Origin of the sequence: Rheinheimera pacifica, assembly GCF_024809855.1 — a bacterium.
GTDB lineage: Bacteria > Pseudomonadota > Gammaproteobacteria > Enterobacterales > Alteromonadaceae > Alishewanella > Alishewanella pacifica_A.
Genome location: NZ_JANUEM010000011.1, coordinates 64,720 through 91,489, shown reverse-complemented (window position 1 = coordinate 91,489; position 26,770 = coordinate 64,720). Strand labels below are relative to the sequence as shown.

At 48.9% G+C, this 26,770-nt stretch carries 23 protein-coding genes; 17 read left to right on the top strand and 6 right to left on the bottom strand.

Annotated elements, in window-relative coordinates; genetic code table 11:
* The first annotated feature begins 382 nt into the window (after window positions 1-382).
* Together M2404_RS14295 and M2404_RS14290 are read left to right on the top strand one after the other, a co-directional pair.
* Window positions 383-1,168, top strand: a complete 786-nt coding sequence (locus M2404_RS14295; RefSeq protein ID WP_259240431.1) for a helix-turn-helix domain-containing protein — start codon at window positions 383-385, stop codon at window positions 1,166-1,168.
* A gap of 67 nt (window positions 1,169-1,235) precedes the next feature.
* Window positions 1,236-2,753, top strand: a complete 1,518-nt coding sequence (locus M2404_RS14290) for a serine hydrolase (protein WP_259240430.1) — start codon at window positions 1,236-1,238, stop codon at window positions 2,751-2,753.
* Window positions 2,754-2,760: 7 nt separating this feature from the next.
* On the opposite strand, the gene soxR is transcribed toward M2404_RS14290, so the two are convergent.
* Window positions 2,761-3,207 (bottom strand): redox-sensitive transcriptional activator SoxR, encoded by a 447-nt coding sequence (soxR, locus tag M2404_RS14285; protein WP_259240429.1) that lies wholly within the window; start codon window positions 3,205-3,207, stop codon window positions 2,761-2,763.
* A 215-nt stretch (window positions 3,208-3,422) separates the two neighbouring features.
* Here soxR and M2404_RS14280 point away from each other — a divergent pair, with 215 nt between their 5' ends.
* From M2404_RS14280 to M2404_RS14270, 3 genes are all read left to right on the top strand, one after another.
* A complete protein-coding gene (locus M2404_RS14280; RefSeq protein WP_259240428.1) occupies window positions 3,423-3,863 on the top strand; it encodes a VOC family protein in 441 nt (146 codons plus the stop codon).
* Window positions 3,860-4,411 (top strand): NADPH-dependent FMN reductase, encoded by a 552-nt coding sequence (locus M2404_RS14275; protein WP_259240427.1) that lies wholly within the window; start codon window positions 3,860-3,862, stop codon window positions 4,409-4,411. Before M2404_RS14280 ends, M2404_RS14275 begins: the two co-directional genes overlap by 4 nt.
* A gap of 83 nt (window positions 4,412-4,494) precedes the next feature.
* Window positions 4,495-5,058, top strand: coding sequence for a flavodoxin family protein (locus M2404_RS14270; RefSeq protein WP_259240426.1), 564 nt, complete (start codon window positions 4,495-4,497; stop codon window positions 5,056-5,058).
* Window positions 5,059-5,126: 68 nt separating this feature from the next.
* Here the strand turns inward: M2404_RS14270 and M2404_RS14265 are convergent, their stop codons facing one another.
* Entirely contained in the window at window positions 5,127-8,381 is a 3,255-nt protein-coding gene (locus tag M2404_RS14265) for a S41 family peptidase (RefSeq protein WP_259240425.1), read from the bottom strand.
* A 151-nt stretch (window positions 8,382-8,532) separates the two neighbouring features.
* Here M2404_RS14265 and M2404_RS14260 point away from each other — a divergent pair, with 151 nt between their 5' ends.
* The 5 genes from M2404_RS14260 (at window position 8,533) to M2404_RS14240 (ending at window position 16,024) form a co-directional block, all read left to right on the top strand.
* Complete coding sequence (locus M2404_RS14260; protein ID WP_259240424.1) at window positions 8,533-9,216, top strand: tellurite resistance TerB family protein; 684 nt, start codon at window positions 8,533-8,535, stop codon at window positions 9,214-9,216.
* A 161-nt stretch (window positions 9,217-9,377) separates the two neighbouring features.
* Window positions 9,378-9,965 carry a PEP-CTERM sorting domain-containing protein gene (locus tag M2404_RS14255; protein ID WP_259240423.1) on the top strand — a complete coding sequence of 196 codons (588 nt, stop codon included), beginning with the start codon at window positions 9,378-9,380 and terminating at the stop codon, window positions 9,963-9,965.
* A gap of 316 nt (window positions 9,966-10,281) precedes the next feature.
* Window positions 10,282-11,466, top strand: coding sequence for an efflux RND transporter periplasmic adaptor subunit (locus M2404_RS14250; RefSeq protein ID WP_259240422.1), 1,185 nt, complete (start codon window positions 10,282-10,284; stop codon window positions 11,464-11,466).
* A gap of 17 nt (window positions 11,467-11,483) precedes the next feature.
* Window positions 11,484-14,657: an efflux RND transporter permease subunit gene (locus M2404_RS14245; protein WP_259240421.1), complete on the top strand. Its 3,174-nt coding sequence runs from the start codon at window positions 11,484-11,486 to the stop codon at window positions 14,655-14,657.
* Window positions 14,658-14,740: 83 nt separating this feature from the next.
* A complete protein-coding gene (locus tag M2404_RS14240; protein WP_259240420.1) occupies window positions 14,741-16,024 on the top strand; it encodes an Nramp family divalent metal transporter in 1,284 nt (427 codons plus the stop codon).
* A 10-nt stretch (window positions 16,025-16,034) separates the two neighbouring features.
* On the opposite strand, the gene M2404_RS14235 is transcribed toward M2404_RS14240, so the two are convergent.
* Window positions 16,035-16,991 (bottom strand): sugar phosphate nucleotidyltransferase, encoded by a 957-nt coding sequence (locus M2404_RS14235; protein WP_259240419.1) that lies wholly within the window; start codon window positions 16,989-16,991, stop codon window positions 16,035-16,037.
* Between the two features lie 232 nt (window positions 16,992-17,223).
* Between M2404_RS14235 and paeA the strand changes: the two genes are divergently transcribed.
* Complete coding sequence (gene paeA, locus M2404_RS14230; RefSeq protein ID WP_259240418.1) at window positions 17,224-18,531, top strand: polyamine export protein PaeA; 1,308 nt, start codon at window positions 17,224-17,226, stop codon at window positions 18,529-18,531.
* A gap of 22 nt (window positions 18,532-18,553) precedes the next feature.
* Here paeA and M2404_RS14225 read toward each other — a convergent pair whose 3' ends face one another.
* Window positions 18,554-19,150: a DUF5610 domain-containing protein gene (locus tag M2404_RS14225; RefSeq protein WP_259240417.1), complete on the bottom strand. Its 597-nt coding sequence runs from the start codon at window positions 19,148-19,150 to the stop codon at window positions 18,554-18,556.
* A gap of 208 nt (window positions 19,151-19,358) precedes the next feature.
* Here M2404_RS14225 and M2404_RS14220 point away from each other — a divergent pair, with 208 nt between their 5' ends.
* Window positions 19,359-20,540: an MFS transporter gene (locus tag M2404_RS14220; protein WP_259240416.1), complete on the top strand. Its 1,182-nt coding sequence runs from the start codon at window positions 19,359-19,361 to the stop codon at window positions 20,538-20,540.
* Here M2404_RS14220 and M2404_RS14215 read toward each other — a convergent pair.
* Window positions 20,508-21,242 carry a pseudouridine synthase gene (locus M2404_RS14215; RefSeq protein WP_259240414.1) on the bottom strand — a complete coding sequence of 245 codons (735 nt, stop codon included), beginning with the start codon at window positions 21,240-21,242 and terminating at the stop codon, window positions 20,508-20,510. The genes M2404_RS14220 and M2404_RS14215 overlap by 33 nt on opposite strands.
* Before the next feature lie 445 nt (window positions 21,243-21,687).
* Here M2404_RS14215 and M2404_RS14210 point away from each other — a divergent pair, with 445 nt between their 5' ends.
* From M2404_RS14210 to M2404_RS14190, 5 genes are all read left to right on the top strand, one after another.
* A complete protein-coding gene (locus M2404_RS14210) occupies window positions 21,688-22,212 on the top strand; it encodes an RNA polymerase sigma factor (RefSeq protein ID WP_259240413.1) in 525 nt (174 codons plus the stop codon).
* The gene (locus tag M2404_RS14205; RefSeq protein ID WP_259240412.1) at window positions 22,205-22,711 is read left to right on the top strand and encodes a hypothetical protein; all 507 of its coding nucleotides are present in this window, start codon (window positions 22,205-22,207) and stop codon (window positions 22,709-22,711) included. The genes M2404_RS14210 and M2404_RS14205 overlap by 8 nt, the downstream gene beginning before the upstream one ends.
* Before the next feature lie 10 nt (window positions 22,712-22,721).
* Window positions 22,722-23,696 carry a DUF4097 family beta strand repeat-containing protein gene (locus M2404_RS14200; RefSeq protein ID WP_259240411.1) on the top strand — a complete coding sequence of 325 codons (975 nt, stop codon included), beginning with the start codon at window positions 22,722-22,724 and terminating at the stop codon, window positions 23,694-23,696.
* Window positions 23,697-23,899: 203 nt separating this feature from the next.
* On the top strand, window positions 23,900-24,331 hold the full coding sequence (locus M2404_RS14195) for an acetyltransferase (RefSeq protein ID WP_259240410.1): 432 nt from the start codon (window positions 23,900-23,902) through the stop codon (window positions 24,329-24,331).
* Between the two features lie 215 nt (window positions 24,332-24,546).
* Window positions 24,547-25,386, top strand: coding sequence for a hypothetical protein (locus M2404_RS14190; RefSeq protein WP_259240409.1), 840 nt, complete (start codon window positions 24,547-24,549; stop codon window positions 25,384-25,386).
* Window positions 25,387-25,493: 107 nt separating this feature from the next.
* Here M2404_RS14190 and M2404_RS14185 read toward each other — a convergent pair whose 3' ends face one another.
* Complete coding sequence (locus tag M2404_RS14185; RefSeq protein WP_259240408.1) at window positions 25,494-26,666, bottom strand: transglycosylase SLT domain-containing protein; 1,173 nt, start codon at window positions 26,664-26,666, stop codon at window positions 25,494-25,496.
* Between the last annotated feature and the right edge of the window lie 104 nt (window positions 26,667-26,770).

Genomic DNA, 26,770 nt, shown 5'->3' with positions numbered 1-26,770 from the left:
CACAGTTGTACACTAAAATATCTGGTTTGGCCAGTTTGTTCTAAGCTGGTTTAATAGTTTGTCTATTAAGTTTTTGAATGTAAATAAGTTAAAATTTCCCTTTCTACTGCTTCATAATTATTTCAGTGAACAGTTGTACACCTAATATGCCGCTGTATGACTTTGCCAACTGGGTCCCGGCACAAGCCGTTATTCTATTTGCTCCAGGATCACCTGCCCGGTGCCTTGCGTAGCTAAAACATCATCCGGGTTATATAGCGGGCATTTGCTCATGCTAAGGCAGCCACTTAGTTTTTGCAGAAAAACAACTTGATTGCATCTGGTACCCAGTTTAGCGTATCAGCAGAATTAACCGGAGTCTGGAAGTATTTAAGGTTAAAAGATGCAGAAAATACAACGTTGTAAAGTGTTATTTGAGGATCATTCATTGCGGGTGATATCAAAGCGTTACGCTGCTTCCACCATTTTTACACCACACTATGATACGCAGTCACGTATTACCTTAACACTTAACGGCACAGTAGCAGAAGATGTTGCGCAGCAGTCGGCGGTGGTTATGCCGGGTGACATCCTGTTGAAGTCATATCAGACGCGGCATGAAAACCGCTATTGCGCGGCGGGTGCCACCCATATCACCATTGAACCGCAAATGTATGGTGACGACGGCCTACATGACAAAGTGAATCAAATTGGCTGGCAGTTGCAAAAGGGAAACTTGGCTTTATTACATACTGCAGCGGCTATTGACGCTGCAGTGGCGGGCAATGGTGCTGCACTGCACATCACCATTGCCGATATCTGTGCTGCTGCCGGGGGCATGCTAAAACGGCGGCCTAAGCCACCGGTCTGGCTTAATCTGTTAAAAGCACAGATTGAGGAAACGGGCCTGGTTGGGACCAATATATCAGATTATGCCAACTCAGTTGGAGTGCACCCAGCACATATATCCAGGTTATTCCATAGCTGTTTTGGTACTTCTATTACCCTGTTTGCGCAGTCTCATGCCGTTAAACGGGCACTACAACTGTTGCTAGCTCAAACCAGTCTGGCTGACATTGCAGTAGCGGTGGGATTTTATGATCAGAGCCATATGTGCAGAGTGTTTCGCCGCGCAACTGGCCGTACACCCGGCTATTATCAGGGCCTATGGTTGCAGGCTGACTGTTAAGATCGTCCTATACCCTGGGGACTAAACTGGCATTATTACGACTTGGTTATGCCTAAAAGGAAAGGTTATGTTTCAATTCGGTCGTCTTATTGTATCCTGCTTGGTGATATCTTTGCTGTCAGCCTGTATCTATAAATCGTCAGCGCAACCTAAACAGCTAGTTGTTGCGTCAGAAGTTGATACGTTGATAAATAGTTTTCTGACGCAAACTGGTTTATCTGTTGGGGTTGGGGTGGCAATTTATACACCTGACGGCGTTTATGTTCAGGGCTTCGGTCAGGCCAATGTCAGGGGCGAAGCAGTAAAACCGGATACTGCATTCTATATTGCTTCTTCAACCAAATCGGTTGTGGCGCTGAGTATGAACAGCCTGCACCAGCAAGGCAAAATTAATCTCGATAGCAGCTTAGCCATTTTTGCACCTCAAGTTCCATGGCCAGCGGCTATTAAGCCGGAGCAGGTAACATTAAGATCGCTGCTGGCGCATACCTCGGGCATAAAAAATGATGCCATTGCTATTCGTAGTGCTTATACCGGCGATTCTACCCCCGAGATGTTATGGCAACTTTTGCAGATATCTTCAGCTAATACCAGTGCACCACTGGGCACATTCAAATATACCAATACCGGTTATAACATTCTGACGACACTGACGGATAAACAGCTGGCCACCCCCTGGCAGCAGCTTATTATGGCAGAAATTATCCGGCCAGCAGGTATGACACATACGACAGCCTATGTGTCGGAGGCCGTAGCTGTAGGCTGGTCAATTGCCAGCCCCTTTTTGCTGGCGCCAGATGGTCAGTCGGTACAAGCGCTGGCATTAGATAAACAGGACGCTACCATGCACTCCGCTGGAGGTATGCTGATGAGCCCCGCTGATGCTCTGTTATGGCTGGAGCTGATGATTAGGGATGGCCGCGTCGGTAATAAGCAAATATTGCCAGCTGCTGTGGTCCGGCAAACCCGTTTGCCATTGGCCAGCGTGAATCAGGCATTTGGCGATTATCAACGTCAGGATTATGGACTTGGCTGGTATATTGCCCGTTATTCTGGACAGCCTATGTTACAGCATTTTGGCAGTTTTTCTGGCTTTCGGTCTCATGTTTCTTACCTGCCAGAGCGTGAACTCGGAGTGGCTGTATTTACCAATGAGGCTTTGGTCGGCTCTTTCCTGCCAGACGCGATTGCCAACTTTGTTTACGATAAGCTTGCTGGCTCTACCTTTAGTGCTACCGAACGTGCTACACAACTGGCACAACAATTTCAAAAGCTGGCAGCGGGCTATGTTAAATCACAGCAGGCTATGGCAGAACGAAAATGGGCGCTTACTTTACCGGTAGAGCATTATGTTGGCCGTTATGTTAACCCTCAGTTAGGAACGTTGTTTATTGATGTAGATGGCAATGTTTTAACAGCAAGGATTGGGTTGTTACAAGGTGTTGCCACAGCTTATCCGCAAGCAGATACAATACGGTTAGCGCTAATACCACCAGGTGGAGAACTCGTCACCTTTGAATTAGAAAACAGAGCTGTGATCAGGGCTACACTGTTCGATATGCAGTTTGAAAAACAACAGAACTAACACGGATTTATTGCTCTGCCTGCTCCAGGATCACCGGCCCGGTGCCTTGCGTAGCTAAAACATCATCCGGGTTATACAGCGGGCATTTGCTCATGCTAAGGCAGCCACAGCCAATACAGCCTGTCATGTAATCGCGCAGTTTTTGCAGGTAGGCAATGCGTGCATCCAGCATTTGCTGCCAGTTGGTTGATAACAGCTGCCAGTCTTCCACAGTAGGCGTGCGGCTGTCGGGCAGGGACAGAAAAGCCAGTTTTATTTCCTCCAGGCTAATACCAACTTTTTGTGCCGCTTTAATCACTGAAATACGCCTTAGCACTTCCGGTTTGTAGCGGCGTTGATTGCCATCATTACGCCAGCTTTTAATCAGGCCCTTTTGTTCGTAAAAATGCAGTGTACTTACTTTAACACCACAGCGTTTGGCGACACGCCCGACACTCAATGTTGCTTCTGTCATCCCAAGCCTCTTCATTTTTCTGCCATTTTTTTCAAAAAAACACTTTACCTTAACTTAGGTTAAGGTTTTAACCTGCTGTCAGTTTAATTGCAAGGAGATAAGATATGGACACTCTACCGCACAACTCAGAGCCGCGCTGCAACAGCTTTTTGTGTCAGTTTTTCCGACTGTTCAACCGCACTATGCAGAATAAATAATCTGATTAGGAGATAACTATGTATCTGGAACATGTGAACCTGGTGGTGGCAGATATTGATGCCATGCTGCATTTTTACCGTGCTGCTTTTCCACACTGGCATATTCGTGATGAGGGGCGGGGCGAATGGTATGGCAAGCCGCGAAAATGGCTGCACTTTGGTGACGATTATCATTATTTAGCGCTAAGCGATCACGGCGAGGGCCAAAACCGCGAGCTGGCTGGCCACAGTGTTGGCTTGGCGCATTTTGCTTATGTTACTAACAATCTGAATGCCGTTATCGCCAGACTGAATACCGCAGGTTATGCCATTGCCAAGCCTGGTGCTGACGATCCTTACCGTAAAAATATCTACTTTATTGACCCGGCCGGGTTTGAAGTGGAGTTTGTTGAGTATCTAAGTGATATACCGGCCGAGCGCAATTTAAACCAGGAAAAAGCCCGTAAGGAGGCGGTATGAAAATTCTTGCTTTTGCTGCCAGTAATAATCCGCACTCTATTAACCAGCAACTGGCATTAAGTGTTGCCAGGCTACTGCCACAGGCTGAGGTGCTCAGCTTAAATATTGATGACTATGAGCTGCCGATATACAGCGAGCAACGCGAAGCTGAGCTGGGTTCACCGGCAAAGGTAACGGCGTTTTTGCAGCAAATAGCCGAAGCTGACGGTCTGATAGTATCTTTTGCCGAACATAACGGCACCTTTACCGCCGCCTTTAAAAATTTATATGACTGGGCTTCGCGCAGCCAACGGCATATTTTTCAGTATAAACCGGCGTTGTTTCTCTCCGCAGCGCCGGGGGCCGGTGGCGCACAAAGTGTGCTGCAGGCAGCAGTACAGGCTGCACCTTTTATGGGAGCCAGGCTTGTTGCTACAGTATCAGTACCCAACTTTCATCAAGTGTTTGATGCACAATATCAACAGGTAAAACACACACCGTTGTTTTTACAACTGCAGCACGCCGCGCTGATGCTGCACCAGCAAGTTATGCAAAGCAAAGCCGCGTAATTGCGGCTTTTGAATACACAGTTCAAAGATAAAACTTTGATCACGAGAGTATTGATCAAGTGACTATTGATAAGGAAGGGTAAGTGATAACAGTCGCAGTAGTGTTTTATTCTGCCAGCGGTAGTACCCGGCAGTTAGCTGCAGCGGTAGCTGGCGGTGCGGCAACCGTGCCTGGCGTAAATGTTATGCAGTCCGAAATTGCCAGCACTGATATCAGCGCAGGTCGGTTTTGCAATAGCAAACTGCTGGAGGAATTAACCAGTGCCGATGCCATAATATTTGGCTCACCTACTTATATGGGGTCTGTGTCGGCGCAGTTTAAAGCTTTTGCCGATGCCAGCAGCGAGTGCTGGGAGCCGCAGTTATGGGCTAATAAAATTGCCGCCGGTTTTACAATTGGCACTAACTTTAGCGGCGATCAGTTACATACGCTGCAGTATCTGCAAATTCTGGCAAATCAGCAGGGTATGTTATGGGTAGGGCTGGATAATCCCGGTAACCAGAAGGGCAGCGAACTTAACCGGCTGGGCGCGCAATCTGGCCTTATCGCGCATTCAGCCGATGGGTTGTTAGACGAAACCGATTTACTTACCGCACACTACTTAGGCCAGCGCGTGGCCCAGCTTAGCAAAAAGTTTGTCGGGTAAGGTTATCCGGCAATCTTCAGATAAAAAAACCGCTGGCTGGCAGCGGTTTTTGCGTTTGGTGCGGGAGATTATAAACCCAGTTTAGTCGGCATGGCCGGGGCTTTGCTGTGATCTTTTGGCGGGTTGGCTTTCAGTTCGGCCAGCGTATGCTCAATGGCACGTTCCAGCTGTACATCCCGGCCTTTATTTACTGCTATTGGATCCAACTCTACCTCGATATCCGGTGCTACGCCTTCGTTTTCTACCCGCCATTCGCCATCCGGCGTGTAAAAGCGGAAGAACGGCACAACGTGGAAGCCACCGTCTATCATATTCGGGTTAGCTGAAATACCAATTAAACCGCCCCAGGTGCGGGTGCCGATGGTTTTACCCAAGCCCAGGCGCTTAAATGCCCAGGGTAGGAAATCGCCACCTGAGCCGGCATCCTGATCTATCAGCATGGTTTTCGGGCCGTAAATACCTGCGCCCGGTGTGGTAAACACTAAACCGTCACGATCTTTCCAGCCCGATAAAAATGGCCTACCAAGAATTTCGGTAATGTAGTTTGCTGCCTGGCCACCGCCATTTTTGCGCTCGTCAATAATCACTGCCGGTTTATCGGTTTGCGCAAAGAACATGCGGTTAAAGAAGTAAAAACCACCATCTGCGGTATTAGGCAGGTAAACATAGGCCACTTTGCCATCGGTTTTTTCTGCCACTAACTGGCGGTTTTGTTCTACCCAGTGCCATAAGCGCAACTGGCTGTCGTTGGCTACCGGCTCTACGGTAATATTACGGCGGTTTTTGCCACGGGCATCGTCGGCAATGCTCAGTACTACCTGTTTACCCAGGGTGTTATCCATAAAAGCATGAATATTATCAGAGGCGTTAAGCTCTTTGCCGTTAATAGCCAGCAGGTAATCGCCGGCTTTAGCACTGGCACCCGGCACATTTAACGGCGCTTTTAAGAACGGGCTCCAGCGATCGCCCTGATAAACCGTTTTAAACTGATATTTACCATTGCTGATAGCAAAGTCGGCACCAAGCAAACCGGCTTTGGTCGGGTTTTCCTGGTGTACATCGCCGCCACCAATCCGGTTATGGCCCACCTGTAGCTCGGCAATCATTTCTACCAGTACGTCGTTTAAGTCTTCACGCCGCTGCACATGTTTTAGCATGGGCTGGTATTTGTCATATACCGCCTGCCAGTTGATGCCGTGCATTTTGGCATCATAGAAGTACTCTTGCTGCATACGCCAGGCGTCGTTAAAGATTTGCTGCCACTCCTGCGCCGGGTCAACAAAACTGCGTACTTCTGCCAGGCTTACAGGTTTGGCTTCAGGTTTAGTTTTGGCATCACCTACCTGCAATGTATTTGGCAGGCTGACTAACAGCAGCTTTTTGCCATCGTCACTCAGGTTATAGCTGGCCAGGCTATCTTTTACCTGTTCGGCTTTTTTCTCTTCAAAGTCAAAGCGGTATAAGGTGCCGTTGTTTTGGCCGTTGCTGCCGGGTAATTCATTGCTGACACCCGGTTGTGTACGTTCTACGTAAAATAGTGCGCCGTCGCTGGCGACGCTTAAGCTGTCGTAATTACGCTCTGGCAGCGGCAGCGCCACTATGCGGTTTTGTAAACCGGCAATATCAATTTTTACGGCTTTAACCGCAGTTGCTTTGTCGTCTTTATTCTTTTTATCGTCTTTGCTGTCGGCCGTTTTTAGCGGCTCATCCCCGGCTTTAGGTAATAACGGCGATTGACCATCGGCAGAGAGTACATAGGCATAAATAGCTTTACGTACCGGCCGCTCGCGGGTAGATAAATCCAGCCCCACCTGAGACGGGCCGGTGTTGACCGAGGCAGTAAAGTACAGATAATCCTGGGTAAATACCGGATCATCAGCCTGGCTTAAACCATCGGTAATTTGCGTAGCTTTGTTGGTGTTAAAATCAAACAGTTTTATCTGGCTGAAATAGTTAGCGCCGGATACCGTATAAGCTAAGTAGCGGCTGTCGGGTGAGAACGACACATTAAAACCGTTGCGCCTCTCTGAGGTATCCAGTTTTTGGCTGCGTTTGGTTTTAAGGTTAAACACATACAGGTTTAAATGGTTGTCGTGATAGGCAATCAGGTTACCGTCTGGCGAAAAGCTCAGCAGGTTAAAGTAGCCGGTGTCTGACAACGCAAAAGTTTCTGCTGTGCTTAAGCCATCCTGAGCCTGTAGCACCAGTTGGTGCTTATTACCGGCATCGGAAATATAAGCCACTTTGCTGCCATCCGGGCTCCACAGGCCATCAAATTCATTAATGCCGCTGCTTTGCGTAAGATTACGGCTGCTGCCATCTTTTACCGGTACGGTAAACACATCGCCACGGGCGCTTAGCACTAAACGTTGGCCGGTCGCCGACAAACGGGCGCGGGTAAGGGTTTTGCTGGCGTCTTTCCACTGTGGGCGCAATTGTGCTGACTGGGTATTAATATTTATTGTTAGCGGCGAGCTTTGTCCGTTGCTCACATCCAGCTGGTGCAAAAAGCCACCGGCTTCATACACTATAGTGTTGCCATAGCCTGCAGCGCTGCGTAAATCCCAGTCGGTGTTGTTGGTTAGTTGCGTTACCTGCTTATCGCTGTAACGGAACAGGTTAACCGCTTTATTGTCGCGATCTGACAGGAAATAAACTGTGTTGTTAAGCCAGAACGGGTTAAACTCGTTGGCATTGGGGTGGGGGATCTTTTCCAACTGCTGTTTTTCTAAATCGATAATCCACACCGGCGGGGTGCTGCCACCACGGTGTAAACGCCAGCCACTGGCGCCGCTGTATGCCATATTATTTGGCCGGTAGGCCAGCTTTTTGCCATCACTGCTCAAATCGCCTTCAAACGCCACGGCTTGCATTAACTGCTGCGGGTAACCACCATCAATACTGACTTTATATAGCTGATTACTGCGGCTGTTGGCGACTTCACGGTTAGAGGCAAAGATCACGCTTTTGCCATCCGGGGTCCAGCCATTTACTGTGTCTGCACCGGGGTGAAAGGTCAGTCGTTTGGCTGCACCGCCACTAACCGGCATAACGTATACATCGGTGTTATTATCATAGCTGGCTGAAAAGGCAATCCAGTTACCATCGGGAGAAAACTTCGGCGCAAATTCGCTGGCCGGGTGGCTGGTTAACTGGCGTGGGTTTTGGCCATTTTTATCGCTAAGCCAGATATCGCCGCCGTAAACAAAAGCAAGATGCTCTGCTGATATATCCGGCTGGCGCAATAAGCGTGTGCCATCATTGGCAAAGGCAGCGCTGCTCGCCAGCGCACAAAACAGTGCAAGGTAACGTGGTTTAAACATGATGTATCCTTGTTATGGTTCTGATTCGAGCACAAGTAAAGCACATTGTGTCGCCCTGGCAAAACATCAGGTTGTAACAGTTAGTGTCAAAGCGGAATCTTTTTCTGCCGCCGTAGTCAGATGGCTGATGTCGATCACAGGATGCAAAAATATGAATACAAAAGGTTTACTAGATCAGTTGTTTAAACAAGGCTCAGAATTATTGTCCGGCAAAGGCAGTAACCCGCAAAGTGGTGCCGGTGGTTTTTTATCCGGTAAAGGCGGCGCAGCCTTGGGCGGTGGTGCTTTGGGGCTGCTGCTTGGCAGTAAAGCAGGTCGCAAAATGGGTGGCAAAGTACTCACCTATGGTGGTTTAGCTGCGCTTGGTGTTGTGGCTTATAAAGCTTACAGCAATTGGCAGCAACAGCAGGGTAGTAATGTGTCGCAAGCACAGCCACAAACGATCGATCGCTTACCGCCGCCGCAGGCCGAGCAGCATAGTTACGCTATTTTACGTGCCATTATTGGGGCAGCTAAAGCAGACGGTCATATAGATGATAAAGAGCGTGAACTGATTGATAACGAAATTGCCCGTTTAACCCGCGACGGTGAGCTGCAACATTGGTTTGACGCTGAACTGAAAAAACCGCTGGACCCGGCTGACATAGCCCGCAGCGCAACAACAGCTGAAATGGCCGCAGAAATGTACCTGGCCAGTGTGCTGGTGGTAGATGAAGAAAACTTTATGGAGCGCGCTTACTTAACCGAGCTGGCAAACCAACTTAAACTACAGCCGGCATTAAAAGCAGAACTGGAACAACAAGCCCGGCAGGCTGCTGCGAATAGTTTTGCCTAGCGCTGTAACGTTGATGTTGTCAGCTTTATTTACATTGTAAGCCGGAAAGGAATAGGCTTTTTGGCTTAAGTTATTGATCTTAAATAGTAGGGAGATGGTGGCATAAAGCTTGCTTTATTCTGGCAGTAGTAATTCAGCTGTACATAAGAAGGATGCTGTTTATGTTGAAGAAAGCCATTGTGTCGATGATTTTGCTGTCTGTGTCATGCTTTTCCTACGCGGGCTTGATCAGTGCTGATTTCCGCGCCGATTCTCACCTGCCGGATTATAGTTCACAAGGTGCTAAAACCTACCAGAGCCTGGCGCAAACTATCGGTGCCGGTACTGAGTTAAACTCTGGTAACTTAGTTGCTAACCCTGCAGGTTGGGGTGGTGGTGTGGTGTGGATGGATTTTGATCCGTTAAACAGTGTACTGACATTAACCTCACAAGACACCTGGGACTTTCAGACGTTTGATGCCTGGATGAGCAACATCGTTTTTAGTGAGCCTGGAGAGTTTATTACCGGTTTTTCTTTGCTGAGCAATAATCTGGTGACCAATGGTGTTCAGCCGCTGTTATCATACACTGCCAACAGCCTGCATATTTCTTATAGCAGCGAGCCAACCTTCAATTTTACCGGCGGCCAGGCAACATTTTTAGTGCAAACAGGGTTTCAACCAACAGCTGTACCAGAGCCTGCGTCACTGGCAATTTTTGGCCTGGCTTTGTTAGGTTTAGGTGTTGGCCGCAGAATGTCACGCCGCTAACAAATACTACGCTTTGACTAGTCCTGAAGTAAGTTGACACTTATTTCAGTTTAAAACGCCCCGTTTTCCGGGGCTTTTTTATGCCTGCAGCTCTACTTTATTCCTGCATTGCAACGCGCAATGATTCGCTGAAAAATACGCTGCAACAGCTTTTTACAATTCTTCGTATTTATTTTATTCCGCTCGGTAAGAAATGTGCTATTTTACTGGCGTTTAATCTTATTTCCTCTGCTTATATTACATAACATTCCCGCGTGGTACTGCTGCAGCCTGCGTTGCTGCCTGCAGTAAAGGCGGCCAGCTTAAAGGTACTTGTATGACAAGAATGTCATTATCTTCCGGTACAGCTAAATTAACAGCTGTCATGTTTTCACTGGGCTTATTGAGTGCCTGTTCAGAGCCTTCTGCCGCATCGGATGCTGGTGGCGGGGGGATGCCGCCTGCTACCGTAAATGTGCAAACCGTAGAATTGAAAACAGTACCGCTGCTGATCGAAAGCCCGGCTTTGCTGGCAGGTTCACGCGAGGTGGAAATTCGCGCCAGAGTGTCCGGTATTCTGGAGAAGCGTAATTTTACCGAAGGGGCAGCGGTTAAAGCTGATCAGACATTATTCAGCCTGGATGCTGCGCCTTTTCAGGCTGCGGTTAACCGTAATAAAGCAGAATTAGCAGCGGCACAAGCACGCCGGGCACAGGCAGAACGCACGCTTAAGCGGCTGGATAAGCTGCGTAAAGATGGCGCAGTGTCGCAACAAGCCTATGATGACGCTTTATCTGCGCTGGATGTTGCCGGGGCTGATGTAAAAACAGCAGAAGCCATTTTGCAGCAGTCACAGTTACAGCTGAACTATACCGAAGTACGCTCACCAATTAATGGTGTGGTTAGTCGTGAGCTGGTGTCAGAGGGCTCCCTGGTCTCAGGCCCCGAACTGTTGCTAACGCACGTTACCCAGCTAGATCCAATGTATGTGCGCTTTTCTGTAGCTGAGCGTGACCAGCTGAAACTGCGTGCTGAAGCACAAAGCGGTAAGGTTGATTTGCCTGAGAAATGGCAGGTTAAGCTGCTGCTGGCCGATGGCTCGGTGTATAACCAGGCTGGCGTGGTAGATTTTTCCGATGTCCGTATTAATACCCAAACCGGCACCAGTGAAATGAAAGCTGAAATTGCTAACCCCGACGCTTTATTGCGCCCCGGACAGTTTGTGCGTATTCAGCTTGAAGGCGCGGTGCGGCATAACGCCATTGTGGTGCCACAAAAAGCTGTACTGGATAGTGGTACCGGTAAATTTGTTTACCTGTTAGCCGACGGCGAGCAGGGCGGTAAAGTGGCGTTGCCTGCGCCGGTTGAAGTAGGCGAGTGGGTAAAGCTGGATAACGGCAATGGTTGGGTAATTAAAAGCGGCCTGAAAAGTGGCGATGTGGTGATCATCGAAGGTATGGCACGTATTTTCTTCCCAGGTATGCCGGTGCAACTGGCTGCATCTGCGGCTAATGCAGGCTAACAGGCAAGGATCAGCGTATGTTCTCTCGTTATTTTATTGACCGGCCTATCTTTGCGCTTGTAATAGGTATTTTTATCTGTCTGGCGGGCCTGGCTGCTATGCGTAGCTTGCCGGTAGCGCAGTATCCTGAAATTGCGCCGCCGGTGGTGCAGGTAATGGCCGTGTACCCCGGAGCTTCTTCTGAAGTGCTGGAGCAAACTGTAGCGGCACCGCTGGAAAACGCCATTACCGGTGTAGAGGGCATGATGTATATGTCGTCTACCTCTACCAGTTCAGGCATTACTACTATCTTTATTACCTTTGAAATTGGCACTGATGTTGATCAGGCCGCGGTGAATGTAAATAACCGCGTTAGCAAAGTAGAAGCGCGTTTGCCGGAAGAAGTACGGCGCCAGGGCATAACGGTAGAAAAAGGCTCGTCGAGTTTTTTACAGGTACTGGCATTTTACTCACCCGATGGCAGCCGTGACGATTTATGGACGTCAAACTACGTCACGTTAAACGTGCTGGACCGGTTAAAACGTATTCCCGGCACCACTAACGTACAGATTTTTGGTGCTAAAGATTACGCCATGCGTATCTGGCTGCGGCCGGATCAAATGAGCCAGCTTAAAGTCACGGTGCCGGAAGTTGCTGCTGCGTTAGGTGAGCAAAATGCTCAGTTTGCCGCCGGTAAAATTGGTGCCACACCAACTTCAGCTGACGCACAGGAGCTGGTGTATACCGTTACCGCGCAGGGGCGTTTTTCTACTGCTGAAGAGTTTGAGAACGTTATTATCCGTGCTAACTCAGATGGCAGTACGTTACGGATAAAAGATATTGCCAGGGTAGAGCTGGGCTCACGCGATTATGACTTTGTTGGCCAGTATAATGGCCAGTCAGCCACGCTGGTGGGTATATTTCTGCAGCCCGGAGCTAATGCACTGGATGTAGCAGACGAAGTAAACCGTACGATTGCCGAATTAAAGCAGCGTTTTCCAAGCGGTTTAGCTCAGGCCACGCCTTATGACACCACGCGCTTTGTTGAAGTGTCTATCCGTGAGGTAGTAAAAACCCTTGCTGAAGCCATGCTGCTGGTGTTTCTGGTGGTGTATCTGTTTTTACAAAACTGGCGTGCTACGTTAATTCCGATTCTGGCTGTGCCGATCTCGTTGCTGGGTACTTTTGCCGGTTTGTATATGCTGGGTTATTCCATCAATACGCTAACGTTGTTTGGCATGGTGCTGTCGATAGGTATAGTGGTTGATGATGCCATCGTTGTACTGGAAAACGTAGAACGTATTATGCACGAAGAGCATGTGTCAGCGCGTGATGCGGCAATAAAGGCCATGCAGGAAGTATCGGGCCCGGTGGTGGCTATCGTCATGGTGCTGTGTGCGGTGTTTGTACCGATTGCCTTTTTAGGTGGTTTAACCGGCGAACTGTTCCGCCAGTTTGCGGTAACCATTTCTATTGCGGTGAGCTTATCCGGTGTGGTTGCACTGGTAATGACACCGGCACTGTGCGTGATGATTTTGCGCCACGAGCATAAACAAACAGCGAAGTTTTTTCTCTGGTTTAATGCGTTTTTCCAGCGCATTACCGGCAAATATGTCTCTACTGTGGGCTTTTTCCTGCGCCGTGGTTTACTGGCGCTGATATTGGTAGGCGGCATGATTTTTATTACTGCCGGTATGTGGAAGGCGACACCAGGCTCACTGGTGCCGGATGAAGATCAGGGCTTTTATATAGCGGCGATCTTTTTACCTGATGGTGCCTCGCTGGAGCGCACGCAAAAAGTTACCGAGCAGGTGATTGCTGCTATCCGTTCTAACCCGGCCAACAAAGATGTGATCAGCTTTGCCGGTTTTGACTTTATCGGCGGCGGTTATAAAAACAGTGCAGCTACTATCTTCGTTACCCAGAAAGACTGGAGTGAGCGTGATATCAGCGCCAGCGATCTGGTAAACGAGCTGTTTATGAAAACAGCCGGTATTAATGAAGCATTAGTACTGGCCTTTAACCCGCCGCCTATTTTTGGCTTGGGTAATACCGGTGGTTTTGAGTTTTATTTGCAAAACCGTGGCGATGGCGGGCCGGAAAAACTGGCCGAAGCTATGGGGATTATGCAGGGCGCGGCCGGGCAAAGCCCGGTGCTGGCTGGCGTGCAAACACTGTGGCGGCCTAATACGCCGCAGCTTAAAGTTAACCTGGATCGCGAGCGCGCTAAAGCGCTGGGTGTACCGGTAAACGACGCCTTTAATACTCTGGCCGGTACGCTTGGAACTTACTATGTAAATGACTTTAATAAGTATGGCCGTGCCTGGCAGGTGTTAATGTCGGCCGATGCGCAGTTCCGTATGAAACCTGACGACATCAACCATATTTATGTTAAAAGCCAAAGCGGTGAGATGATCCCAATGTCGGCACTGGCTGAAATTCAGTACAGCTCGGGCCCGGACAATATGGAACGCTACAACAATCTGCCGGCAGTAAAACTGCTGGGTAATGCCGCGCCCGGTTACAGCTCGGGCCAGGCGATTGCCGAGATTGAACGTATTGCCAATACTATGCTACCACCCGATATCAGTTACGACTGGACCGGCAGCGCCTTTCAGGAGAAGCGCAGCGGCGGTACCACCGGCTTGGCACTGGGCATGGCGGTGGTAATGGTATTTTTAATTCTGGCGGCGCTGTATGAGAAATGGTCACTGCCACTTTCAGTACTGCTGGCGATGCCATTTGGTATCTTTGGTGCGCTGGTTGCCGTTTGGCTGGCCGGTTTAACCAACGATGTGTACTTCCAGATTGGCCTGGTAACCTTACTCGGGTTAGCTGCGAAAAATGCCATCTTAATTGTTGAATATGCGCTAATGAAAACGCAGCAGGGCTGGAGTACCGGTACCGCAGCGCTGGAGGCTGCACGTTTGCGTTTCAGGCCGATTATTATGACCTCACTGGCGTTTATTCTGGGTGTTGTGCCACTGGCATTTAGCAGTGGCGCCGGTGCCGGAGCACGCCACAGCGTAGGTACCGGTGTAATGGGCGGCATGATGGCGGCAACCTTCCTGGCAGTATTTTTTGTACCGTTGTTTTTTTACTGGCTAACCGAGTTACGCATTCGTGAAACCCGTAGCAAGCAGCAACTGGCAGCGGAAATTGCAGAGCATCACAGACAGGAGCATCTGGACACCAAAGAAGGCCTGTTGTAAAGCTACACAGACATAGCAGTTACACAAAATGGCGCTGCCTTATGCTAAGGTAGCGCCATTGCTATTTTTGTCATCTGCTAACTATGTCCGACACGCTATCCAGTAAACAGACACCGCCACTTAAAAGGTCGTGGTTTGGCCCTGCAACCCTGGTGACTGCCGCCTTTATTGGCCCGGGAACCGTTATTACGGCATCACTTGCCGGGGCTAACTACGGTTATGCCTTAGTGTGGGCGCTGTTGTTTTCCGTATTTGCCACTATGGTGCTGCAGGAAATGTCAGCCCGGCTGGGTATTGTTACCGGCCGCGGTCTGGGGGAAAACCTGCGTGAGCTGGTACGTAAGCCATTCCTGCGCTGGCCGCTGCTACTGTTGGTGGTGGCTGCTATCGTCATTGGCAACAGCGCCTATCAGGGCGGTAATATCAGCGGTGCTGCGCTGGGGGCCGATGCATTGTTTGGCCAGCTGCCGTTGATCCAGCGCTGGCACAGCAGTACCGGTATTAACCTGTGGGCGCTGTTGCTGGGCGCTGTAGCAGCTGTGGTGCTATGGTTTGGCCAGTATAAGCTGATAGAGCGCTGTCTTATTGCCCTGGTGCTGCTAATGAGCCTGGCGTTTATTGGCACTATGTTGCTGACCAAGCCGGATTTGGCTGCACTGTTTAGCGGCGCTTTTATACCTGTTATTCCGCAAGGTGCGCTGTTAACGGTGGTGGCGCTGATTGGTACCACGGTAGTGCCATATTCGCTGTTTTTACATGCTGCCGGTGCCGCACAAAAATGGCCGAAACAGCACACCGACACTAATACTGCACTTAAGGCGTCACGCCAGGATATGGCGCTGGCTATTCCGCTTGGTGGCCTTATTTCTATAGCCATAGTATCAACGGCTGCAGCGGCGTTTTTTGGCCGCGAGCAACAGCTGGAAAACGTAGCGCAATTGGCACAAAGCTTAACGCCCTTGTTTGGTAATGCTGCTACCTGGTGCCTAGCACTGGGCCTGATAGCGGCCGGTTTGTCATCTGCTATTACTGCACCGTTAGCGGCGGCTTATGCGTTGTCAGGTATTTTAGGTAAGCCGCTTAATCTTAAGCTACCGCTGTTTCGTTTTACCTGGCTGTTTATTATTGTGTGTGGTGTGGTGCTGGCGTCGCTGGGGATCCGGCCGGTAAGTGTAATCTGGTTTGCTCAGGTAGCTAACGGTATTTTATTGCCGTTGATGTGTTTATGTTTATTGCTGGCGATGAACCATACATTGCTGGGGCCCTATAAAAATAACCACTGGCAAAACGGGCTGGGGGTGCTGGTGTTGCTGATAAGCCTGTTATTAAGTGGCCGTAGCCTGGCCCTGGCATTTTCGTTGCTGTAACCATTGCATGCTAGGCATATAGTGGGTGAAGATGTTGCAGCGTTAAGCGCTGCATAGCGCGGGTGCATAGCCTTATTTTGGGTTCCTGGGTGTTAGCTGCCAGTATCGGCCAGTGTTGTGTTGGACCGTCAAGCCAGTCGGGGTGCTGTAGTATATCCAGCCTGCTGTGGAAGTACGTAGCCAAAGTACCGACATCACGCCAGTAGTGCGGCAGGCCTTGCCCGCCTGGCAACCGGTTATTGCTAAAGTTGTACACGCAGGCTTGTTGCTGCCGAAACAGTGCTGGCAGCAGGTCATGGCCAAAGTCTACCGGTTGCGTAAGGTCGATGTTATCTAGCAGTTGATACAAGCTATCGGCATTAAATAAATAGTTACCCATCGACGCCAGTGCATAGCCTGGTTTGCCGGGTATTTGTGGTACTTCGCCCTGTGGTTTTTCAATAAAACCACAGATACGGTAGTTATCGTTTACCTTAAAAATACCAAATTGCCGGGCCTGAGCCACCGGTACAGCTATAGCTGCAACCGTTACCGCAAGCTGTTGCTGTTGATGAAACTCCAGCATTTGGCGGTAGTCCATTTTATAAACATGATCGGCACTTAATACCGCTATCACATCCGGGCGCTGATCGCGAATGATACTAAGCCGGGCAGCAACTGCTCCTGCCGTACCCTGGCAAACAGACGCCGCTGCCTGATACCATCGCAAAAAGCCATCACGGTTAAACATTGGTTGCCAGAATTGCTGTAAATGCTGGTGCAGGCTGTCGGGTTTATATTGAGTTAATACCAGCGCTTGCCGTAAGCCTGAATGCCATAAATTACTTAATGCAAAGTCAATAACCCGCCGGTGCTTAATAAAAGGCAAAGCCGGTTTAGCCTGCTTTAATGTCAGTGGCTGCAGCCTTTTACCTGCACCACCGGCCAGTACTATGCTAAGCACATTAGATTTAGAGACATTTGTCATAGCCTGGCTCCGGTATTCATAATTTGCTCAATAAATGTACACCATGCTGGCAGGCAGTGTTTGATATGTATCAAATGAATTTATGATAATCAGCGCGAATTACCGTACTTTTAGCTTTTCTCCAGCGGCTGTTTGAATATTTTCAGATAGTTAGCAGGTTTGGTCATACAACAGCGCTATACTAGCGCCATATGTCAGTGTTTTAGGCTGATGCTGTTATACGGGAGAGAATATGTCTACGCTGGAATATATGTTGCTGATGCTGGCGCTGGTTGCCTGCAGTGCATTTTTTTCGGTATCTGAAATTGCACTGGCGGCATCACGAAAAATGCGCCTGCGGCTGATGGCAACTGAAGGTGACGCCAATGCCGAGAAGGTTCTGGCATTGCAGGAGCACCCAGGTAACTTTTTTACCATAGTACAAATTGGCCTTAATGCGGTGGCGATTTTGGGCGGTATTTTGGGTGAATCGGCTTTTACCCCTTACTTTACTGCTTTACTAACACTGTTTTTCAGCGGTGCCTGGGTGGCAAGCGCAGGTTTTGCCCTGTCAGTATTTTTTGTTACCTCGCTGTTTATCCTGTTTGCCGATTTAATGCCCAAACGGTTGGCGATGATAGCACCGGAGAAAATTGCCACTAAAGTGGTTGGCCCGATGCTGTTTTTGATCATGTTGCTAAAGCCTCTGGTTTGGCTGTTTAACAGCCTGGCTAATTTATTTTTCAGCCTGTTTAATGTACCTACCATGCGCAAAGATGATATTACCCCGGAAGATATTATTGCCATGATGGAAGCCGGTGCGCAGGCCGGAGTATTGCAGGAGCATGAGCACCAGCTACTGGAAAACGTGTTTGATATGGAATCTCGCACCGTAACCTCGGCCATGACAGCGCGCGAAAGCCTGATTTTTTTCACTAACAATGAATCACAAGACAGCATTAAAGCCAAAATTGCCGAACACCCGCATGCTAAATTTGTTGTTTGTGATGGCGTGCTGGACAAAGTAGTGGGTTATGTTGATACCCGCGATATTCTAATGCAGGTGTTGCACGATCAGCCTATATCACTGAAAAAAGAGGGCATAGTACGCCAGCCGCTTATTATTCCCGATACCTTGTCGTTGTACGAAGTGCTGGAGCACTTTAAATCGGCCGGGGTAGATTTTGCCATTATTATGAATGAATACGCATTGGTAGTGGGCATTATTACACTAAAAGATGTGATGAGTATTGTAATGGGCGAGCTGGTAAGTTCTGAGGAAGAACAGATAGTAGCCCGTGATGCCAGCTCCTGGCTGGTAGAGGGATTAACGCCGCTGCAGGATGTTATGCGGGTGCTGGATATTGATAGCTTCCCCAGCCCGGAAAACTATGAAACCATTGCCGGTTTTATGATGTATACGCTGCGTAAAATTCCTAAACGCACCGACTTTGTGCTGCATGGCGGCTATAAGTTTGAAGTAGTCGATATCGACAGCTACAAAATTGACCAGCTGCTGGTTACCCGTATTGGCTCAGCTGAGCCTGCCGTTAAGCTATAACGGCAAAAACACAGCGCCAGGGTTAAACCTTAGCGCTGTTATCAGGTTGTGCGGGTATAGCGGCCAGTTCGAGCATTTTTTCACGAAAGTTGCTTAACCCCTGCATAACCAGGCCATAGGTTTTGTCTACGCCGCTTTCTACTTCGCCTTCATACACTTTTAAGCCTTTAAGAATATCTTTGGCATCGTTAAAGCCTTTTTCGATACCGCCACCGATGATCTTCATAAAGCTATCGAGGGTTTCTTCTTCTGATTTACCCGGATTCAGTTCTTTATAGCGGCTGTAAAAGCCGGTAGCAAAGGCGACAATACGATCGGCCGTGGCTTCGGGTGAGGTATCAATGCCGGAGTCATAAATTTTTTGTGCCGCATTTTCGCCCATTACTGGTTCCAGTTCGGCGTTTATGCCTTCCAGCGCGGTTTTATACAATAAACTTAGCGAATCGTTATTGCTGCGCAGTGATACCTGCTCATTGGCGCGCAGAATAGCGACATTTTGTGCCTGTTTGGCTTCTGCCGCCATATTTTTAATACCGCGGTTATCCTCTGCTTTTATGCTGGCAGTGTTTGGTTTGGTTGCGCCTGTTACAGCTGCGCCATTGCCTGAAGTAATTGACATAATGTTGCTCCTGAAAAGCTGTTTTAATCTGGCATCAGTATAGCCCGTAACTGGTTAACGGCTGATATTGGCGAAACTTTAACCTTTTTTGCAATTATTTTTTGCAGGCCAAAAGCAGGTAATACAGGTTGTAACGGTTTATGTCTGCTCGTATGGGCCGGTAAATAGCCTTATAATAGCCGCACTTTAACAAGTCAGGCCCTGTGTTGTGATCGAGTACAAAAGCCCGGCGTTTTACCGTGCTACCTTTGCGCTGTGTTTAGCAGCCGTGGTGGTATTTGCCAACCTGCACTTACTGCAGCCCTTACTGCCGGTGTTAAGCCGTGAGTTTGCCCTGACCCCACTGGAAACGACCTGGGCCTACGCCAGTGGCACTTTGTGCCTTGGCCTGTCGTTACTGATTTATGCTGCGTTATCTGATGCCTGGGGGCGCAAAAAACTGCTGTTACTTACCCTGATAGGTATGACGCTAAGCACTCTGGCACTAACTCAGGTAGAGAGCTTTGCTGCCCTGGTCTTCTGGCGCGCTGTGCAGGGTATTTTTCTCGGCGGGCTACCTGCTGTAGCGATTGCTTATATGGGAGAAGAATACAGCAAACCGGCACTGGTGGCTGCCGTGGGTTATTACATCAGCGCTAACTCGTTAGGGGGCATAAGTGGCCGCTTAATGGCCGGAGCACTGGCCGATATTGGTCACTGGCAATGGGTGTTTTGGCCGGTAGCTGCATTGGGTGTGGTGAGCTGTTATCTTATCTGGTGCCATTTACCACCGGCAAAGCGCTTTGTTGTTAAGCCGTTTGCGTTAAAACAGGCTTTGGCCGACAACCTGTTTCATCTGCGCCAGCCATTACTGTTGTTAACCTACCTTATTGGCGGGCTTAACTTTTTTATTTTTCTTAACCAATATACCTATATTGCTTTTGTGTTGTCAGATGCACCTTATAACTTGTCCAGCTTCTGGATTGGCTTGCTGTTTATTACTTACTTTACCGGCACTATCGGCTCGGCCATCTCCGGCAAAGTAGCACTGAAAATGCCGGTGCCGCTGGGTATGGCGTTGGGTGTGGTTATTTTAATGCTGGGCACCTTACTGACGCTTAGCAGCAGTTTAGGTTTTATTGTCGCCGGTTTTTTTATTAATGCTTTTGGCTTTTTTCTTACTCATTCGCTGGCCAGTAGCTGGGTAAATCAATGCGCCAACCGGGCCAAGGCCAGTGCTAATGCGCTGTATTTAGTGTTTTACTATGTTGGTGCCAGCACCGGTGGTTTGTATTTGCAGCCATTTTGGCAGTGGCACAGCTGGAATGGCGTAGTACTGGGCGCGTTACTGATGTATGGCGTAACTCTGCTGTTATGTTTATGGCTGTGGCAGCGCGCTAAGCAGCTGTAGCTGGTGTAGTTCGGCACTGCTTAGCGGCCGCATTTGCCCTTCAGGCAGTTGGGCCAGTTGTAAATTATGTAGTTTGTCACGTTTTAACGCAGTAACACGATACCCCAATGCTTTACACATATAGCGTATTTGCCGGTGCAGGCCCTGGGTTAACACAATATAAAACTCTTGCTCAGCAGTTTGGGTTATCCGGCACGGGCGTGACTGATAACGTGTTTCACCCAGTTGCCAGCTTACTCCTGCAGCCATACTGGCAATAAAACCGGCGCTGATGCTTTTATCGGTGCTTACCAGGTAGCCTTTTTCATGGTAGTAGGTCGGGTGCATCAGGCGTTGGCTAAGGCCGCCATCATTGGTTAACAGCAATAAGCCACTGGAGTCTTTGTCCAGCCGGCCAACGGCAAATAAGCGCTGCGGTAATAATTTGAGTACCTGATACAGGCTTGCCGGGTCATCCGGGCGGTTATTGCAATCTACGCCAACGGGTTTATGGTACAAAAGGTACTGCAAAGCAGGTTGGGCCGGTAACGGCTGGCCGTGCACAAATACCTGATCCAGTGCGCTAACACCATCTGTATGACGGGCTACAGCGCCATTTATGCTAATTACACCCTGGGTAATTAACCGCTCGGCTGCCCGGCGTGAGCAATAGCCGCTTTGGGCAATCCATTTTGCCAGACGCTGTGGAGCAGGGGATGTCATCAGGTTAAGCCATCAAAATAAAGATGCTGATAATAACCGATATAGCGGTGCAAGATCATCTGGCTGTAACACTTAGCCTGCATATTAGGTATTGCCTGCTAAGGCAAACTGTTCCTCCTAGTGTTTCAAATTTGCCGGATCTATAGGGTCCGGCTTTTTTTACCCGTGACCATTAAAAGACTTCATAAAACTATCGCTAAGTTGTAACACAACTGACACTTAAGCCGGGCACAATGCACAGCGTTACACCTTCCTTCCTGGATTATTAAACACTATTTAGTGGCGGGGGCCCTGGCCCCCGCTTTATTTTTTCTGCCAATAGGCTGCCTGCATAACCAAACTGAAGAAAATTACCAATAAAAATTTTGCTGCGTTTAAACCTTTCGTTTTACCCTGCCGACTAACCTGACAATTAACACAATAACTTTGGTATTTAAGGGCGTTTATGGCAATGGAGATTGCGCAGGCAGTCACAGCTGCGCAAAAAGGCGACAAACAGGCCTTTTATTACCTGTATCAGCAGTATGTCGGCCGGGTATACGCTATTTGCTGGCGCTTGCTGGCCAATAAGCAAAAAGCTGAAGATGCCAGCCAGGAAATTTTTATTAAGGTATGGCAACAACTGGGCGGGTTTCGCGGTGACAGTAGCTTCGCCACCTGGCTGCACAGTATTGCTACCCGCACTGCTATTGATATATGGCGTCAGGAAAAATACCTGCGCTTAACCGACAGCAGTGACGAGCAGCCTGAACTGGCTGAGCAAACGGTAGAGTGCACCAGCGCAGAGGCGCCACTGGAGCAGGCGATACAGCGCCTGCCGGCACAGGCCAGAGCAGTATTTGTATTATTTGCTCTGGAGGGGTATCAGCACCAGGAAATTGCAACGTTACTGGGTATCGCTGAAGGTACCTCTAAAGCACAGTATTTCAGAGCCAGACAACTGTTACAGGAGTGGTTAGCAGATGAATGAGCAGCAACTTGATAAGGCTATCAGCCAACTGGCATCGCAGATAGCACCACAACGTGATTTATGGTCGGATATCGCCGCACAGCTTGAAACAGTTGAGCAACAGCCAGAAGCCCCCACTGTTGGCAAAAGCAAGCCAAAGCGCTGGTATTGGGGCGTTGCCGCTATGCTGGGGCTGTTGAGTGTATTTGGCTGGCAGCAGGCACTTATGCCCGGTACTACCAGCACCACCGCGGCTATGCCCAGCGCAGAGCTAACGCTGCTGCAAATTTATGAACAGCAAAAAGCTACCCAGCTAAGCCAGATGGTGGCCGTGGCCGAGGGTTTTGATAATTGGCAGCAACAAATACGTGTGTGGGATCAGGCAATAGCCCAGGTACGCCAGGCGTTAGCATTTTATCCGGATGAACCGCAGCTGTTAGCGCAGTTGCAAAGCTTGTATCAACAGCAGTTGTCTTACCTGCAACAGGCGACACTGCAACAACCTTTAGTAATAAGTTAGGAGATAACATATGAATACAATGGCAAAAACATGGGCCTTTGGCCTTGGCAGTTTAGTGTTATTGGGCTTTAGCCAACTGGTATTAGCCGATGCGCGTGAAGCCGTAAATGAAAGCCGGGCGGTAAGCGCCAACGAGAAAATTTATATTGAAGTAATGAGCGGTGAAATAACCATTAATGCCGTAAGTAGTAACCAGTTTAAAGCCAGCGGTAAGCTGGATGAAAAAGCTACCGGTTATACGCTGGAAAGCAAAGACGGTTTTACCCGTTTTGAAATGACCATGCCACGGCAGGTTAATTACAACTGGCGCGATAAAGCCAACAACGCAGAGCTAAGTTTTGATGTACCGGTAGGCAGTAGTGTTGAGTTTAAAGGCGTAAACGGCAATGTTACTGTAAAGGGTATTCATGGCAGCAGCCAAATCAGTACGGTAAACGGCGATGTTAAGGCCTTTGACCTGCGCAACAGTGCAAAACTGAGCACGGTAAATGGCGAAATTAAAGTAAAAAGTGCCAGCGGTAAGGTAGAACTAAGCTCGGTTAACGGCAAAATAGATGACGAAGGCTCAAGTGGCCGCCTGAGCTATGACGTAGTTAACGGTAAGATTAATGCTAAAAGCAGTGCCGAAGAAGTAAGTGTCAGCACCGTAAACGGCGATGCTGAACTTGATTTAAACGGCACTAAACAGCTAAAACTAAGCACGGTAAACGGCGAAATTGATGCCAAATTAAAAGGCTCGGCCAGCCCGCGTATTAGTGGTAGCAGCGTAAGCGGTGATATTGAACTAAAACTGGACAGCAACGTTAGCGCCCGCTTTGACATTAAAGCCTCAGCCGGTGGCAGCATTAAAAACCAGCTGAGCAACGACAAAGCCAATAAAGCCAAATACGGCCCGGCCCGCAGCCTGCAGTTCACACTGGGCAGTGGTGATGGCAGTGTAGAGCTAAGTACAGTAAGCGGCGATATAGAGCTGGATAAGTTGTAAGCCGCATTAAAACGTAATGTTTTTCTGCCAACAAAGGCCGCTCTTGCGGCCTTTGTTATTTGCAGCAACAGAAATTTATACAAGATGAAAATGCTTGATTTACATTGAGATAGCGGCATAGACTGGATCCAGCTACCTCTTGCCATTGTTGATATCTGGCTTTAAGTCAGGTGCTGAATGGCAAATTTTACTCGGGTTTATTAATGAAGATTGAAAGAGCAAGTAAAGCAGAGTATCAAACGCTTATCGACATTTGGGAAGCGTCAGTTAGGGCCACACACGATTTTTTATCTGAAGACGATTTACAGCAACTTAAACCACTTATTCTGGAACAGTATTTTGCTGCGGTTAACTTAACCTGTGCTAAAACCAATACCGGCAAAATAGCCGGGTTTTGCGGTGTACATGATGGCAATATTGAAATGCTGTTTATTGCACCAGAGTTTCGCGGGCAGGGGATTGGCTCTATGCTGGCAGTTCATGCCATTAGTACACAAGGCGCAACAAAAGTGGATGTTAACGAGCAGAACCCGCAGGCGCTGGGGTTTTATCAGCATATAGGCTTTGCTGTAACCGGGCGCTCGCCAACTGATGGTCAGGGCAAGCCTTACCCGCTGCTGCATATGACATTATAAAAAGCATAACGCAATATTCCTATCCATATAAGTTACCCGCAGGATACCTCGGTTTGTAGCAGTAAAAGCCCTTGTCCGGTGGCGTTGTTAAGCTCCGGTTATGAGTTACAAGTAATAATTGAAACTGGCTCTGAACGTCTTGGGTTTATTTAGAATTATTTTAAGTTTGTACCGCACTGGCCGATAAATAGTAAAATTTTGTCTGGCTGCCCATTATGGTTTCATCAATTTCAGCAAATCGCACCTTACAGGCTTATAAAGCTGGCAACGACGTCTCTGGCGGTACTCAGCTAAAGCCCGGGCAGGCTGGTTATTTGAGCGCTACGCAAGGGGATAATGAGTCTGTCCGGGTAAATCTGAGTAAGGCTGCACAGGAAAAACTGGCGTTATCTAAAGCGGTAAGATCAAGTATGGATCAGCATCTGCAAGCTAAAAAAGCCAGGGCCCGCGAGCGCGTAGCTGAAGTTAAAAAGCGGATTGATGAGCTTAAAAAAATGCTGATGATGTTTGGTGGCATGGCACCTAAAGCTCTTCTTCGCGAGCTTAAGCTACTGGCCGGAGAGCTAAAAGGGGCCGCTAAAGATTTGCAGGAAGGAGGTTCTGCCGGTAGTTCAGTCTCAGATATGCCATTAACAGCGAACTCTGATAAGGCTGTAATGACTGAAACAGCCGATGACAGCCTTGTGGTGGCTGACGAACCTTCAGACCCCATAGTGGCAACGCCTGCTTTACCGGATGATACTGAAACAGCTGACGATAACGGTAAGCAAACCGAAGCAGCCGAAAGGGGTTTGAATTTACAGCAGCAAAGGCCATTGGCAGATGATAAAGCCCGGCAACAACGCCAGGAAGATCAGCGGATGCTGCAGGAAACCGTCAGGGAGCTGCAATCACTGTTTAATATGCTAAAAGCGATGTTGCGTAATAACGACAAAGGCAAAGATACCGAAAAACAAATGGACGAGATCAGCTCACTGATTGACGATACTAAGCAATCTGCTCAGCAACTTTCTACCGGATTTGTGCTGGATATAGATGCGGTTACTATTGTATAGATTTCACTCAAGTTTATTGATGAATATGGAAAGTGTAAACAAGACCGGCAGTGGGTTATCGAAATTTAGTAAGCCTCAGCCTGGGCGTGCATAACCGGTATAAGCTGTTACAGCTTGTCGCTTAGCGGCTTTGTTCCCGGTGGTATCGGTGCCTTGGCCGGCTGGCCCAGAGCGAGACGGGCGCTTTGCTTGGATTCCAGTTGTTGCAGCGCAATGCGGATATCGGCAGTGTAATACAATGAGGCGAAGCCTAAACGATTGCGGCCCAGGTTATGGAATACCATACCAAAGGCGATATCACCGGCACTGAAGTCCTGATGGTGTTCGGCAAAATAAGCAGCGGGTTTGCTGAACTCGTCGTCTATCAGCAGCGCTCTTACCCGGCCGGGGCCGCCATGGTAAGCCTGGATCAGCAGCAGCCGGTAAATGTGCTCCTGCTTTTCTTCCGGCAGATGGCCAAAGCGCGTCAAAAATACCGGCCGCAGCATCCGGTGGTTACGTTCAAACAGCCATAGCGCACAATCTACCTGAGCAATACGGTGCAGTTGTTTATTGTTTGGAACTTTGCAATCTTTCAGTGCCTGTGGTGTCAGCTGCAGGATCCCCCTGGCATTGGCTTTTGAATGCGCTTCGCGCACGCCACCACTTTCGATAATTAACATACCGGCCAGATCTGAAAGTAAGTTGTCGGGCAGACTGATACGCTTTTGCTGCACCCGGCGGGTGTGCACCAGACGTAGGGTGTCATGCAATGAGGCTTGTTTGTCTGGGCTGCCCACCTTAATGCCATCCCAGTTTCCAGACAAGCGGCCGTCCGGGAGCTCTCCCAGGTAGCGCGATATAGCCAGAGGTAAATCGACATAGGGCTGGTGACAGCGAATAGCAAAAGGGTAACCCAGGGTCTGGCTATTGCCTTCTACCCAGGCATGAACCACACCTTGTTGTGCCATGCCCTGACGGGTTTGGTTCAAAATCAGCTGGGTTTGCAAAGAGTCAGTAGCGTCTTCAATAAACTGCAGAAAATTACCACGCATATCAAACAATAGATGGCGGTTGCGTTCAGTGCAATGACCTGAGCGGGTAAGGATCCAGCGCCGTACATTCATCACATTGTCATACACACCTTTGCTTTCTGCATAAGGCTTGCTGCGCACGACTTCAGCCCAGTTCTGGTAAGGAGGAAACACCTGTTCCTGAGCCAGAGCGTGTTGCGCCGACATACATCCAAATAGCGTAGCAATGGCAAATGCCCGGTATCTGCTATGTAACTTGGATCCCATATCTGCTCCGGTGTTGCTATTGCTGCTGTAGCGGTTGTTAACTGCCATTAAAAGCAAGGCTGAACGCAGCCTTAATAAGCAAGTACAGTAAATCCTTTTCTCCG